Source organism: Antarcticirhabdus aurantiaca, from assembly GCF_009765365.1.
In the GTDB taxonomy this organism is placed as follows: domain Bacteria; phylum Pseudomonadota; class Alphaproteobacteria; order Rhizobiales; family Rhizobiaceae; genus Antarcticirhabdus; species Antarcticirhabdus aurantiaca.
Map to the genome: position 1 here is coordinate 80,030 of NZ_VTOM01000004.1, position 13,269 is coordinate 93,298.

Here is a 13,269-nt window from a genome sequence, read left to right on the forward strand (position 1 = left end):
CTTTAGAGCAGCCCATAGCCTGAATATCAATACATCACTGAATAAATATTCACGGAGCTGAGCTCATGGGCCTTGCCCGAGCCGTCGCGCCCGATCCGGGACAAACGCGCCACCTGCCCCTCGACCCGGCCCGTCTCGCGGCCGAGGCGACCGAGGTCCGCAAGCGCATCATCACCACGATCGGCCAGGCCGGGCTCGGCCATGTCGGCGGCGACCTGTCCGTCACCGACATTCTCGTGACGCTGTTCTTCAACGTCCTGAAGGTCGATCCGGCCGATCCCCTCAAGGCCGACCGCGACCGCTTCGTCCTGTCCAAGGGCCACTGCGCCGCCGCGCTCTACACCGTGCTCGCCCGCCGCGGCTTCTTTCCCGAAGCCGAGCTCGACACCTTCATGAAGCCCATGTCGCGCCTCAACGGCCACCCGAACCGCCGCAAGGTGCCGGGCGTCGAGGCGAACACCGGCCCGCTCGGCCACGGCCTGCCCATCGCACTCGGCGCGGCGCTCGGCTCGGCCGTGTCCGGCCAGCCCTTCCGCGCCTTCTGCGTCACCGGCGACGGCGAGCTGCAGGAAGGCTCGAACTGGGAGGCCGCGATGTTCGCCGGCCACCGCAGGCTCTCGAACCTCACCCTCATCGTCGACCGCAACGGCCTCCAGCAGGGCGCCAAGGTCGCCGACACCAACGACCTGTCGCCGCTCGGCGAGAAGTTCGCCGCCTTCGGCTGGGAGGTGCGCGACATCGACGGCCACGACCACGCCGCTCTCCTCGACGCGCTGTCGCGTCCGGGCGACGGCAAGCCCGTCTTCGTCCTCGCCCGCACCGTGAAGGGCAAGGGCGTCTCCTTCATGGAGCACGGCGTCGAGTGGCATCACGGCGTGCCGACCGCCGACCAGATCGAGGCCGCCCTCAAGGAGCTCTCGGCATGAGCGAGAAAACCGTCGCCTCCGGCCTCTTCGACTGCCGCAAGGCCTTCGCCGAGACGCTCGTGGAGCTCGCCCGCGAGGACGCGCGCATCGTCGCCGTCGTCAACGACTCGGTCGGCTCGTCCAACCTCAAGGCCTTCCAGAAGGAATTTCCGGACCGGCTGATCAATGTCGGCATCGCCGAGCAGAACATGGTGGGCGTGTCCGCCGGCCTCGCCAATGCCGGCCTCGTGCCCTTCGTCTGCTGCGCCTCGCCCTTCCTGACGGGCCGCGCCATGGAGCAGGTGAAGGTCGACGCCGCCTATAACGGCTACCACATCGTGCTCTGCGGCATGAGCCCGGGCATGGCCTATGGCGAGCTGGGCCCGACGCACCACTCGATCGAGGACCTGCCCTGGATGCGGGCGATCCACGACCTGACCGTGCTCGTCCCCGCCGACCCGTTCCAGACCCGCGAAGCGGTGCGCTGGGCGGCCAGGGCCGACGGCCCCGTCTTCATGCGCGTCGGCCGCTACGCGGTTCCCGCCGTCTCCGACGAGGCCGCCGGCTTTGCGGTCGGCCGGGCCGACGAGCTGCATGCCGGCTCCGACGTCACCATCGTCGCTACCGGCACGCTGGTTTCGCGCGCCGTCGAGGCGGCGAAGGCCCTCAAGGCCGACGGCATCGAGGCCCGCGTCCTCAACGTGTCCTCGCTCAGCCCCATCGACGCGGACGCCCTGATCCGCGCGGCGAAGGAAACCCGCGGCATCGTCACCGCCGAGGAAGGCGTGCCCCAGGGCGGGCTCGGCGGCGCCGTCGCCGAGATCGTCGGGCAGAACCATCCGGTGAAGCTGCGCATCCTCGGCGTCACCAGCTTCGCGCCGACGGGCGACGCATCCTTCCTTCTCGACCATTTCGGGCTGAACGCGGCCGGCATCGCCGCGGCGGCCCGCGAGCTGGCGGCCTGACAGCCATGAGCGCCGCGCCCGACCTGATCCTCGCCGTCGACCAGGGCACCAGCTCGACCAAGTGCCTCGTCCTGGACCGGACCGGCGCGGTCGTCGGGCAGGGCTCGGCCATGCTCGGCGAGAGCTGCCCGCGGCCGGGCTGGGTCGAGCAGGATCCGGAGGCGATCTGGGCGAGCGTCGCCGCGGCCGTCGCCGCGACCTTCGCGGGTGGCCTCGATCCGGCGCGGGTCGCCGGCGTCGGCTTCTCGACGCAGCGCGAATCGATGCTCCTCTGGGACAAGGCAACGGGACATGCCGTCTCGCCGCTCCTGTCCTGGCAGGACCAGCGCACCAAGGCGCTGGCGCAGGACATCGGGACACCGGTCGTTCGCGAGGCCGTGCGCCGGATCAGCGGCCTGCCGCTCGACCCGATGTTCTCGGCCCTCAAGGCGCGCTGGCTCCTCGACGCCCACGATCCGGACCGCACCCGCTCGACGGCCGGCGAGCTGGCGCTCGGCACGGTGGATTCCTGGATCCTCTTCCGTCTCGGTGGCGGCCACGTCACCGAGATCGGCAACGCCTCGCGCACCCAGCTCCTCGACACCGCGGCCGGCACCTGGTCGCCCGAGCTCTGCGAGATCTTCGGCGTGCCGATGGCGGCGCTGCCGCAGATCCTGCCCTCGACCGGCCCCTTCCCCGCGATCCGGAGCCTCGCGCCCCTGCGCGACGGAACGCCCGTCCTCTCCGTCATGGGCGACTCGCATGCAGCGCTCTTCGGCCAGGGCGGGTTCTCGCCCGGCACGGTGAAGGCGACCTTCGGCACGGGCTCCTCGGTCATGGGCCTCGTCGGCTCGAACACCGACCGGCTCGACCCCGGCACCTGCCTCACCGTCGGCTGGCAGATCGGGGGCGAGGCCCCGGCGCTCGCCGCCGAGGGCAACATCCGCTCGGCCGGCGCCACGTTGCGCTGGCTCGCCGACCTCTTCGGCCTGTCGGTCGACGCCCTCGTCACCGAGGGCTTGGACGCGCCGGCCGGCTCCGGCGTCCACCTCGTTCCCGCCTTCAACGGCCTCGGCGCGCCCTACTGGGACGACGAGGCGGAAGGCGTGATCACCGGCTTCAAGCTCGGCACGGCGCGCGCCGCGCTCGCCCGCGCCGCGGTGGAGTCGATCCCGCACCAGGTCGCCGATGTCGTCGCCTCGGTGGAGCGAACGACGGGCGCCCGCGTCGCGTCGCTCTTCGCCGACGGCGGCCCCTCGGCCAACGACCGGCTGATGCAGATGATGGCGGACCTCGCCGGCCTCACCGTCCTGCGCGCGCCCGTCGCCGGCCTTTCGGCGCTCGGCGTCGCCCACATGGCGGGCCTGTCGGCCGGCTTCTGGGACATCGCCGCGCTCGCGGCCACCGACCGCCGGCACGTCGCCTTCCGTCCCGCGGCTCCCGAGGCCGGGCGCCTCGCCGCGCGCACCGACTGGGCGCGGGCGGTGGCGCGCGCCCGGCTCCGCCCCGTAGCAGTGGCGGCCGGCATCAACCAATCCGCGTCGCCGGCCGGCAACGTCGCGCCCCTGCGGGCGGCGGGCTGAGCCTGACGGCGGCGAAACGGGAGGACACGTCCTTGAGCACCACGACCACCGAGAAGCCCGCGGCTGAGCGACGCGTCCCCAGGATCGACTTCGGCGGCGTCGCCGGGCCGCTGATCGGCCTCGTTCTCCTGTGCATCGGCTTCGCACTGGCCTCCGAATACTTCCTGTCGGTGCGCAACGCGCTGAACATCCTCGATCAGGTGACGGTGCTCGGCATCCTCGCCATCGGCATGACCATGGTGATCGTCATCGGCGGCATCGACCTGTCGGTCGGCTCGGTGCTGGCGCTCTCGATGATGATGATGGGCTGGCTCGCCAAGACCGCCGGCCTGCCGCTCCCGGTCGCGATGATCCTCGGCGTCGCCACGGGCGCGGCCTGCGGCCTCGTCTCGGGCCTCCTCGTCACGCTCGCGCGCCTGCCGCCCTTCATCGCGACGCTCGCCGTCATGTCGGTGACGCGGGGCCTTGCCAACATCCTCACCGACGGGCGCCAGATCGTCGGCTATCCCGACTGGTTCACCAACCTCGCCACCATCCGCCACCTCGGCTTCTTTTCCGTCACGGTGACGGTCTTCGTCGTCCTGATGGTGATCGCCGGCGTCTTCCTGCGCTACCGCGCGACGGGGCGGAACCTCTTCGCCATCGGCGGCAATCCGGAGGTCGCGCGCCTCGCCGGCATCGACGTGCGCCGCTACACGATCCTCACCTACGTCGCGGCCGGAGCGCTCGCGGGCGTCGCGGCCGTCACCATGGCGGCGCGCCTCAACTCCTCGCAGCCGAGCGCCGGCCTCGGCATCGAGCTCGACACGATCGCGGCCGTCGTCATCGGCGGGGCGAGTCTGGCCGGCGGCGTCGGCTCGGTCGCCGGCACGCTGATCGGCGTCCTCATCATCGGCGTCCTGCGCAACGGGCTCAACCTCGTCGGCGTCTCGCCCTTCTTCCAGATGGTGGTCATCGGCTCGGTGATCGCGCTCGCCGTCGCCTTCGACACGCTCGGCCGCCATCGGAAGTGAACCCCGTCCGGCGGGGCGAGGCGCCCCGCCGTTCACTCAACCATCGCCTTGTCCAACTGAGCAACGGGAGGAACCACATGCTCAAGTCTCTCACCACGATCGCCGCGACGCTCGCGGTCTCCACCGCCCTCTTCGCGGGCGCGGCTTCCGCGCAGGAAGCGAAGACGATCGGCCTCGCCGTCGCCAACCTCCAGGCCGACTTCTTCAACCAGATCAAGCAGTCGGTGGAGAAGGAAGCACAGGCCAAGGGCATCGAGGTCATCACGGTGGACGCGGGCGGCGATTCCGCCACGCAGGTCAGCCAGATCCAGGACCTCATCACCCGCGACGTCGACGCCATCATCTACATCCCGGCCGGCGCGACCGCCGCGAGCGTCCCCGTCCAGGCCGCCAAGGCCGCCAACATCCCGGTGGTCGCCGTCGACCGCAACCCGCCGGACGCCCCCGCCGACACCTTCATCGCCACCGACAGCGTCGCGGCGGCCGAGGAGCTCGGCAACTTCGTCTGCAAGACCACCGGCGGCAAGGGCCGCCTCGCCGAGATCCAGGGCCAGATCGGCACGACGCCCCAGATCGACCGCGACGAGGGCTTCGCCAAGGCGATGGCCAACTGCCCGGGCATCGAGGAGGTCGCCAAGCAGGCGAGCAACCAGTGGGCCCAGGACGAGGGCTTCAACATCGCCCAGGCGATGATCCAGCGCGACCCCGAGATCACCATCTTCTGGGGCCAGGCCGACGCGCTCGCGCTCGGCGCCGCGCAGGCGGCCAAGGTCGGCAACCTGACCGACGTGGTCGTGGTCGGCTTCGACGGCGACGTGGCGGGGCTCGAGGCCGTGCAGTCCGGCACGCTGACCGCCACCATGACGCAGCAGACCCAGCTCATGGGCCGCCTCGCGCTCGACTCGGCGATCAAGCTCGCGAGCGGCGAGAGCGTGCCGGCCATGCAGCTCCAGCCGGCGACGCTCACCACCAAGGAGAACGTCGAGCCCTTCCTGACCGAGCATCCCTGATCCGGGCGGCCGGGGTTCGCCCCCGGCCGACCTTTCCGGGCCGGCGGGACCTCCCTGCCGCCGGCCCGCCTCTTCGCCTGATCCGCCCCGGAGACCCCATCATGCCCGCCGAAGCCCTCGCCGCGTCGCCGGCTGCACAGACTGCCCGCGAGGGCCTGTCGATCCGCGGCGTCTCCAAGGCCTACGGGCCGATCACCGTCCTCGACGGCATCGACCTCGACATCCGCCCCGGCGAATGCCTCGCCTTTCTCGGCGAGAACGGCGCGGGCAAATCCACGCTCTCCTCGATCATCGCCGGCGTCGTCCCCCCGTCCGGCGGCACCATGCGCTGGAACGGCGGCGCTTACGCCCCGCGCTCGCCGGCCGAAGCCCTGTCGGCCGGCATCGGTCTTATCCACCAGGAGATGCGGCTCCTTCCCGAGCTCTCCATCGCCGAGAACGTCTTCGTCGGGCGCATGCCGATGCGCGGCGGGCGGGTCGACCGCGCCGAGATGAACCGCCGCGCCGAGGTCCAGCTGCGTCGTCTCGGCCTGTCCGTTCCCGCGACGACGCGCGTCGGCACCCTGAAGGTCGCCGCCCAGCAGCAGGTCGAGATCGCCAAGGCCCTGACCCTCGACGCGCGCCTCATCATCTTCGACGAGCCGACCGCCGCGCTCGGCGGCGAGGAGACCGACCGCCTCTTCGAGCAGATCCACCGCCTCAAGGCCGAGGGCGTCTCCTCCGTCTACATCTCGCACCGCCTGGAAGAGATCGCCCGCATCGCCGACCGCATCGCGGTCCTGCGCGACGGGCGGCTCGTCGCGGTCCACGACACCGCGGACGTTCCCGTGCGCCGGCTCGTCGAGGAGATGGTCGGCCGCTCCGTCGACCGGCTGTTTCCCGAGCTCGCGGCGCCCCAGGCGCGCGAGGTGCTGGCCGTCTCCAACCTCACCTCGGCCCAAGGCGCCTTCCGCGACATTTCCTTCAGCGTCCGGGCCGGCGAGATCCTCGGCATCGCCGGCATCGTCGGGGCGGGGCGCACCGAGCTGGTGCGCGCCATCGCCGGCGCCGACCCGCTGAGCGGCGGCGAGATCCGCCTCGACGGGAAGCCCCTTCGGCTCACCCGCCCGCGCGACGCGCTCGACGCCGGCATCGTGCTCGTCCCCGAGGACCGCAAGGCACAGGGACTGCTCCTCGAACAGACGATCGAGGAGAACGTCGCCGTCGGCAACTTCGACCTGATGGACAAAAGCGGCTGGGTCTGGCCGGGCCGCACCCGGGAGCTGGCGAAAAAGGCCATCGCCTCCATGGGCGTGAAGGGCCGGCCCGAACAGCTCGCGGGGCGCCTGTCGGGCGGCAACCAGCAGAAGGTCGTGATCGCCAAGTGGCTGGCGCGCTCTCCGAAGCTCTTCATCATGGACGAGCCGACCCGCGGCGTCGACGTCGGCGCCCGCGCCCAGATCTACGAGGCGATCGTCGCGCTGGCCAAGGCCGGCATGGCCGTCGTCGTCGTGTCCTCCGACCTCGAAGAGGTCATCGGCCTGTCGCACCGGGTCATGGTTCTGTCGCGCGGGCAGAACCGCGGCATCCTGGACCGGGGCGAGGCCACCCACGTCGCCATCATGGAACGCGCCACCACCTGATCGCTTGGCGCGCCGCCCCCTTTTCAACGGAACTCATCCCATGAAGCTCTTCGACCTGTCGGGCGAGACCGCCCTCGTCACCGGCGCCGGCTCGGGCATCGGCCAGGCCATCGCCGTGGGCCTCGCGCAGGCCGGCGCCGACGTCGCCTGCCTCGACCGCGCCGGCTCCCCCGGCCTGTCCGAGACCGTCTCCCAGATCGAGGCCGCCGGCAGGCGGGCGCTCGCGCTCGAAGCCGACGTGCGCGACGGTGCGGAGGTCGAGGCGGCCGTCCAGCGCACCGAGTCCGAACTCGGGCCCCTCACCCTCGCCGTCAACGCCGCGGGCATCGCCAACGCGACCGCCGCCGAGGAGATGGGCGAGGACCAGTGGCGCCACATGCTGGACGTCAACCTCACCGGCCTCTTCCTGTGCTGCCAGGCGGAAGGGCGCGCGATGCTTCGGAACGGCCGCGGCTCGATCGTCAACATCGCCTCGATGTCCGGCTCGATCGTCAACCGGGGCCTCCTCCAGGCGCACTACAACACCTCCAAGGCAGGCGTCATCCACCTGTCGAAGAGCCTCGCCATGGAATGGGCGGAGCGCGGCATCCGCGTCAACGCGATCAGCCCCGGCTACACGCTGACCCCGATGAACCTGCGTCCCGAGGTCGCCGAGCAGCGCAAGATCTTCGAGGAAACGACGCCGCTCGCCCGCATGGCGACCGTCGACGAGATGGTCGGCCCCGCCGTCTTCCTGTCGAGCCGCGCCGCCTCCTTCGTCACCGGCCACGACCTCGTCGTCGACGGCGGCTTCGTCTGCTGGTGAGAGGCTCCGCCTAGAGCCCGGTTCGGCGGAGCCGACCCCTCGTCGGTCAGGAACTTCGCCGAAACGCCTTGCGGCGCAGGGGCGCGCTGGCGGCCTCGGCGTCGCGAGCAGACGTGGCGCGTCCGCGACGTCGCGATCGCGCGCGGTCTCTTCCGGGATGTCTGCCAGGACGGTTCGCGCGCTTGATCCGGCGGAGCTCTTCGGACACACCGACAACGCGGCGGCGGGCTCCGCGCGCGCGGAACTTCAAGGGGGACGCAGACATGACGCAGGCCAGCGAGCGGATGCGGCGGTTCGATCTGTCCGGCCGGACCGTCCTGGTCACCGGGGCCAGCCGCGGCATCGGTGCGGCCCTGTCGCTCGCGATGGCGGAGGCGGGCGCCTCGCTGGTTCTGGGCGCGCGCAAGATCGCGGATCTCGAAGAAACGGCCGAAGCGGCGACGGCGGCCGGCGCGGCGGTCCTGCCGGTCGCGCTGGACGTCACGGCGATCCCGACCATCGAGGACGCCGTCCGCGCCGCGACCGAGCGCTTCGGCCGGCTCGACGTCCTCCTCAACAATGCCGGCGTCGAGGAGGTCCGGCCGAGCTTCGAGGTCGACGAGGCGCTCTGGGACCGCATCCTCGACACCAACCTCAAGGGCGCCTTCTTCGCGGCGCAGGCGGCCGGAAAGGCCATGCGCGCGGGCGGGGGCGGGAGCATCGTCAACATGGCCTCGCTGACCTCGATGGTCGGCGTGCCGACGGCGGTTCCCTACGGCTCGTCGAAGTCCGGCCTTCTCGGCATGACGCGGGCGCTGGCAGTGGAATGGGCGCCCTTCGGCATCCGCGTCAACGCGATCGCGCCCGGCTACTTCCGCACCGCCATGACCGACGTGTTCTACGAGAACGCGGCCTGGCAGGAGCGCATGCTCGGCCGCATCCCGCTCGGCCGCTTCGGCGCGCTGGACGACCTCGCCGGCGCCGCGCAGTTCCTGGCGAGCGACGCTTCCGCCTACATGACCGGCCAGTGCATCGCGATCGATGGCGGGTTCCTGGCCTCGATCTGAGGCTTTGCCCGTCGCCGACGACGAAGTGCCGCCAATTTGGGCTTGCGCTCGTCCTGCAGCTCGATCAAGCATGTTGTATGGACTTGTATGGACCGGACATGACGACCGAGGTTCCCCACTCGCGTGAGCGAGGCCGGGCGTGAGCGCGGCGGCGCGGGCGATGGCGGCCGATTCTTCGGCGCCGGACCGCGCGGCGGCGCCCGTTGTTCCGGCCGTGTCGGTGCGCGACGTCGCCATGGTGTTTTCCGGCCAGGCCGCCGTCGCGGACGCGTCCTTCGACCTGGCCAGCGGCCGGTTCCTGACGATCCTCGGGCCATCGGGTTCGGGCAAGACGACGCTGCTTCGCATGATCGCCGGCTTCCAGCGGCCGACGCGCGGCGAGATCGCCATCAACGGGCGCCCGGTCTCGGCGGTGCCGCCGCACAAGCGGCGCGTCGGCATGGTGTTCCAGAAGCTCGCCCTCTTCCCGCACATGACGGCGGCGGAGAACGTCGCCTTTCCGCTGAAGATGCGCCGCTTCGACGCGCGCGAGATCCCGGCCCGCGTCGCGCGCTATCTCGACCTCGTCCATCTCGGCCCCTATGCCGACCGGCGCATCCACGAGCTGTCCGGCGGCCAGCAGCAGCGCGTGGCGATCGCGCGGGCGCTGGTCTTCGAGCCCGACCTTCTCCTCCTCGACGAGCCGCTGGCCGCGCTCGACCGCAAGCTGCGCGAGGAAATGCAGCTGGAGTTCCGCCGCATCCAGAAGGAGCTCTGCATCACCACGATCAACGTCACGCACGACCAGCGCGAGGCGCTCGTCGTGTCGGACGAGGTGATCGTGATGGATCGCGGGCGCATCCAGCAGATGGCCGATCCGATCTCGGCCTATCGCGAGCCGGCCAACGCCTTCGTCGCGAGCTTCATCGGCGTCACCAACCGGATCGAGGGACGCTTGTCGGATGCGCAGGGCGACGCGGTGACGCTCGACACCCCTTTCGGCCCCTGCGCGGGCCGGTGGGGCGCGCCGGCCGGCCGTTCCCCGCGCGTCGGCGAGGCCGCGACCGGCATGCTGCGCGCCGAGCAGATCCGCGTCGCGCCGAGCGGCGAGGATCGGGGCGGACTCGACGCGAGCGTCTCCGCCGAGATCGTCGACGTCATCTTCGAGGGCGAGCGGGTGGTCTACGAGGCGCGGCTCGCCGGCCGCCCGGAGGCGACCCTGCGCGTCTTCGACCACGACCCGCTCGGTCATGCCGTCCAGCCCGTCGGCGCCACCGTGCGCCTCGGCTGGAATCGCCGCGACCTCATCGTCTTTCCGAACGATTGACCGCCCCAAGAGGAGCCTCACCCATGCCGGATACGCCGTTTTTCCTCCAACTCTCCCGCCGCCGCTTCCTGCAAGGCGCCGCCGCAGCCGGCTCGCTCGGTGCGGCCTCCGCGCTGGGCTTGCGCACGGCCTTCGCGCAGGAGCCGGAAAAGCCGGCCGAGATCATCGTGCGCGCCTGGGGCGGGTCCTGGGTCGAGGCGCTGAAAGCAGGCGTGTCCGATCCGTTCACGAAGGCGACCGGCATCGCGGTCCGCCACGACCTCACCGAGGACAACGAGATCCAGCCCAAGGTCTGGGCCGCCGTCGCGCAGAAGCGCGTGCCCCCGATCCACGTCAACTGGGACACCACCACCAACGCGACGAAGTCGGCGCTGCGCGGCGTCACCGAGGACCTGTCGGACCTGCCCAACCTCGCCCACGTGACCGACCTCGCCAAGCCCGTCGGCCTCGACGGCTATCCGATCGTCGACACCTACGGCTACGTCTACGTGCTCGCCTACCGGCCGGAAGCCTTCCCCGACGGCCCGCCGACCTCCTGGAAGGCCATGCTGGACCCCAAGTTCAAGGGCCGCATCGCGCTCTACAACGACGGCATCGGCTTCCACTTCCCGGCGCAGGTCGCCGGCGGCGGCAAGCTCGAGGACATTCCGGCCAACATGCAGCCGGCCTGGGACTTCATCGCCAAGGTCAAGGAGCAAGAGCCGCTTCTCGGCGAGGATCCGGACTTCACGACCTGGTTCCAGAACGGCGAGATCGACCTCGCCTGCACCATCTCGACCAATGCCCGCGAGGCCAAGAAGAACGGCATCGACGTCGCCTGGGTCGTGCCGGAGGAAGGGGCGAAGTTCGACACGGACGGGCTCTGGATCCCCAAGGGCCTGCCCGAGAACGAGCTCTACTGGGCCAAGAAGTACATCGACATGGCCATCGGCAAGGAGAGCCAGCAGGTCTGGCTCGACGGCCTCGGCCTTCCCGGCGTCGTGCCCGGCCTGACGCCGCCCGCCGATCTCGTCGGCGACCCGTCCTATCCGACCAAGCCCGAGGACTTCGAGCACCTCATCCGGATCTCCTCCAAGATCCAGGTCGAGAACGAGGCCGACTGGTTCGGCAAGTTCAAGGCGATCATGCAGGGCTGACCGGACGGAACAGGGGCGGTCCCCGCCCCTGTCCGCTCGAACGAGGCGGCGGGCGCGGGGCGCGGGTGAACCCGCCGCGGCGCGCTTCGCCCGCTCCTCGCGTCCCGCTCTTCGCGCCGCCGCCGGCCTTCGACCTGAAAAGCAGTTCCCATGCCGCTTCGCCCCTCCCGCTCCGCCTACCCCCTGTCCTGGCGCGTCCTCGACGCGCTGGAGGCGGGGGCGCGCGGCGTCTGGCCGGCGCGCTTCGCCCGCGGCGTGCCCTGGCTCATGCTGGCGCCGGCGATCCTTCTCGTCGGGCTCCTTGCCGTCAGCCTGTTCGAGATCGCCGATGCGAGCCTGCGCACGCTCGACACGGCGACGTTCCTGCCCTCCGAGGAGCACACGCTCGCCAACTACGCCAGGGCCTTCTCCGAGCCGGTCGTGCTGGCGGTGGGTCTGCGCAGCCTCGGCGGCGCGCTGCTCGTGACGCTCGCGACGCTGATCCTCGCCTTCCCTTATGCCTATGCCATGGTGCGCACACCGTCGGCCGCCTGGCGCAAGACGCTCCTGATCGCGCTCTTCCTGCCCTTCTTCATCGGGCAGGTCGTGCGCGCCTACGGCTGGCTGATCCTTCTCGGCAATCAGGGTCTCGCCAACGAGATCCTCGGCCTCGCCGGCCTCGGGCCCTATCGCCTCCTCTTCAACTACTGGGCGGTGCTGTTCGGCCTCGTGCAGTACATGCTGCCCTTCGCCGTCCTCATGCTCGCGCCCGCGCTCTCCGCCATTCCCGAAGAGGTGGAGGCGGCGGCCGGGTCGCTCGGCGCCAACTGGGGCCGCACGCTCCTCCACGTCGTCTTTCCCATGGCCAAGCCCGGCTTCGTCGGCGCGGGGCTCGTGGTGCTGACGCTGACGCTGACCGACTTCGCCATTCCCGCCATCCTCGGCGGCGGCGGGCAGGACTTCATCGCCAACGCCATCTACGACCAGTTCTTCCGCACCTCCGACCAGGGCATGGGCGCGACGCTGACCGTGCTGCTCGTTCTCGTCGGCTCGACGCTGGTCGGCCTCGTCTTCGCGCTCTTCGGCGCGGGGACGCTTTCGCTGCGCGGGCGCGGCCCATGAGAGAGGCGCGAGCCAAACGGCTGGTGATCGGGGCGCTCGTCGCCCTGTCGCTCCTGATCCTGTCGGCCCCCACCCTCGTCGTCCTCGGCGCGTCGTTCACGGCCGGCAACATCATCGCCTTCCCGCCGGACGGCTTGTCGCTCAAGTGGTACGAGAAGGTCGCGGGCGCGAGCGACCTGCGCCAGGCCTTCTGGCGCTCGCTCCAGGTGGCGCTGATCTGCACGATCGTCGCGGTTCCCGTCGGCACGCTCGCCGGGCTCGCCCTCGCCAAGCACCGGGTGCGCTTTTCGAACGCGCTGCAGGTCTACCTCCTCCTGCCCTTCACCATCCCGCTGATCGGCTCGGGCATCGGGCTGATGCTCCTGTTCGGCGAGGCGGGCGTTCTCGGCTCGCTCTGGCCGGTGGGCCTGGCGGCCTGCGTGATCAACCTGCCCTTCATGATCTGGGCGGTGACGGCGAGCGCCGGCGCGCTCGACCCCGACCTCGAGCTCGCCGCGGCGAGCTGCGGCGCGCCTCCGCTCCAGACCTTCCTCCTCGTCACGGTGCCGGCGGTCGCGCCCGGCATCATCACCGGCTCGCTCCTGATGTTCATCCTGGCGCTCAACGAGTTCCTGGTGAGCCTCCTCCTCGTCGACGCGCGCACGGTGACGCTGCCCGTCCAGATCTACAACTCCATCCGCTCGATCATCACGCCGGACCTCGCGGCGATCTCGGTGGTCTTCATCGCCTGCGCGGCGCTCGCGATCCTCGCGCTCGACCGCCTCGTCGGCCTCGACATCTTCCTGAAATCGAAGTGAG

General features: G+C 71.0%; 12 protein-coding genes. All 12 read left to right on the forward strand.

Features of this window, described 5'->3' with window-relative positions:
• Nucleotides 1-65 precede the first annotated feature (65 nt).
• The 12 genes from FZN60_RS05825 (at nucleotide 66) to FZN60_RS05880 (ending at nucleotide 13,268) form a co-directional block, all read left to right on the forward strand.
• Nucleotides 66-926, forward strand: coding sequence for a transketolase (locus FZN60_RS05825; RefSeq protein ID WP_158872066.1), 861 nt, complete (start codon nucleotides 66-68; stop codon nucleotides 924-926).
• The gene (locus FZN60_RS05830) at nucleotides 923-1,870 is read left to right on the forward strand and encodes a transketolase family protein (protein ID WP_158872068.1); all 948 of its coding nucleotides are present in this window, start codon (nucleotides 923-925) and stop codon (nucleotides 1,868-1,870) included. Before FZN60_RS05825 ends, FZN60_RS05830 begins: the two co-directional genes overlap by 4 nt.
• Before the next feature lie 5 nt (nucleotides 1,871-1,875).
• The gene (locus FZN60_RS05835; protein WP_158872070.1) at nucleotides 1,876-3,432 is read left to right on the forward strand and encodes an FGGY family carbohydrate kinase; all 1,557 of its coding nucleotides are present in this window, start codon (nucleotides 1,876-1,878) and stop codon (nucleotides 3,430-3,432) included.
• 32 nt (nucleotides 3,433-3,464) lie between these two features.
• Nucleotides 3,465-4,445, forward strand: coding sequence for an ABC transporter permease (locus tag FZN60_RS05840; protein ID WP_158872072.1), 981 nt, complete (start codon nucleotides 3,465-3,467; stop codon nucleotides 4,443-4,445).
• Nucleotides 4,446-4,522: 77 nt separating this feature from the next.
• The gene (locus FZN60_RS05845; RefSeq protein WP_158872074.1) at nucleotides 4,523-5,455 is read left to right on the forward strand and encodes a substrate-binding domain-containing protein; all 933 of its coding nucleotides are present in this window, start codon (nucleotides 4,523-4,525) and stop codon (nucleotides 5,453-5,455) included.
• Nucleotides 5,456-5,556: 101 nt separating this feature from the next.
• Nucleotides 5,557-7,077 (forward strand): sugar ABC transporter ATP-binding protein, encoded by a 1,521-nt coding sequence (locus tag FZN60_RS05850; RefSeq protein WP_158872076.1) that lies wholly within the window; start codon nucleotides 5,557-5,559, stop codon nucleotides 7,075-7,077.
• 40 nt (nucleotides 7,078-7,117) lie between these two features.
• Nucleotides 7,118-7,882, forward strand: a complete 765-nt coding sequence (locus FZN60_RS05855) for an SDR family oxidoreductase (protein ID WP_158872078.1) — start codon at nucleotides 7,118-7,120, stop codon at nucleotides 7,880-7,882.
• A 263-nt stretch (nucleotides 7,883-8,145) separates the two neighbouring features.
• Nucleotides 8,146-8,928 (forward strand): SDR family NAD(P)-dependent oxidoreductase, encoded by a 783-nt coding sequence (locus tag FZN60_RS05860; RefSeq protein ID WP_422570081.1) that lies wholly within the window; start codon nucleotides 8,146-8,148, stop codon nucleotides 8,926-8,928.
• A gap of 160 nt (nucleotides 8,929-9,088) precedes the next feature.
• Nucleotides 9,089-10,234, forward strand: coding sequence for an ABC transporter ATP-binding protein (locus FZN60_RS05865; RefSeq protein ID WP_158872518.1), 1,146 nt, complete (start codon nucleotides 9,089-9,091; stop codon nucleotides 10,232-10,234).
• A 23-nt stretch (nucleotides 10,235-10,257) separates the two neighbouring features.
• A complete protein-coding gene (locus FZN60_RS05870) occupies nucleotides 10,258-11,370 on the forward strand; it encodes an ABC transporter substrate-binding protein (RefSeq protein ID WP_158872080.1) in 1,113 nt (370 codons plus the stop codon).
• Nucleotides 11,371-11,520: 150 nt separating this feature from the next.
• Nucleotides 11,521-12,471 carry an ABC transporter permease gene (locus FZN60_RS05875; protein WP_158872082.1) on the forward strand — a complete coding sequence of 317 codons (951 nt, stop codon included), beginning with the start codon at nucleotides 11,521-11,523 and terminating at the stop codon, nucleotides 12,469-12,471.
• Complete coding sequence (locus FZN60_RS05880; protein ID WP_158872084.1) at nucleotides 12,468-13,268, forward strand: ABC transporter permease; 801 nt, start codon at nucleotides 12,468-12,470, stop codon at nucleotides 13,266-13,268. Before FZN60_RS05875 ends, FZN60_RS05880 begins: the two co-directional genes overlap by 4 nt.
• Nucleotide 13,269: the final 1 nt, after the last annotated feature.

Coding starts and splice junctions, on each gene's coding strand:
- FZN60_RS05825 (WP_158872066.1), top strand. CDS start 66: ATGGGCCTTGCCCGAGCCGTCGCGCCCGATCCGGGACAAACGCGCCAC.
- FZN60_RS05830 (WP_158872068.1), top strand. CDS start 923: ATGAGCGAGAAAACCGTCGCCTCCGGCCTCTTCGACTGCCGCAAGGCC.
- FZN60_RS05835 (WP_158872070.1), top strand. CDS start 1,876: ATGAGCGCCGCGCCCGACCTGATCCTCGCCGTCGACCAGGGCACCAGC.
- FZN60_RS05845 (WP_158872074.1), top strand. CDS start 4,523: ATGCTCAAGTCTCTCACCACGATCGCCGCGACGCTCGCGGTCTCCACC.
- FZN60_RS05850 (WP_158872076.1), top strand. CDS start 5,557: ATGCCCGCCGAAGCCCTCGCCGCGTCGCCGGCTGCACAGACTGCCCGC.
- FZN60_RS05855 (WP_158872078.1), top strand. CDS start 7,118: ATGAAGCTCTTCGACCTGTCGGGCGAGACCGCCCTCGTCACCGGCGCC.
- FZN60_RS05860 (WP_422570081.1), top strand. CDS start 8,146: ATGACGCAGGCCAGCGAGCGGATGCGGCGGTTCGATCTGTCCGGCCGG.
- FZN60_RS05865 (WP_158872518.1), top strand. CDS start 9,089: ATGGCGGCCGATTCTTCGGCGCCGGACCGCGCGGCGGCGCCCGTTGTT.
- FZN60_RS05870 (WP_158872080.1), top strand. CDS start 10,258: ATGCCGGATACGCCGTTTTTCCTCCAACTCTCCCGCCGCCGCTTCCTG.
- FZN60_RS05875 (WP_158872082.1), top strand. CDS start 11,521: ATGCCGCTTCGCCCCTCCCGCTCCGCCTACCCCCTGTCCTGGCGCGTC.
- FZN60_RS05880 (WP_158872084.1), top strand. CDS start 12,468: ATGAGAGAGGCGCGAGCCAAACGGCTGGTGATCGGGGCGCTCGTCGCC.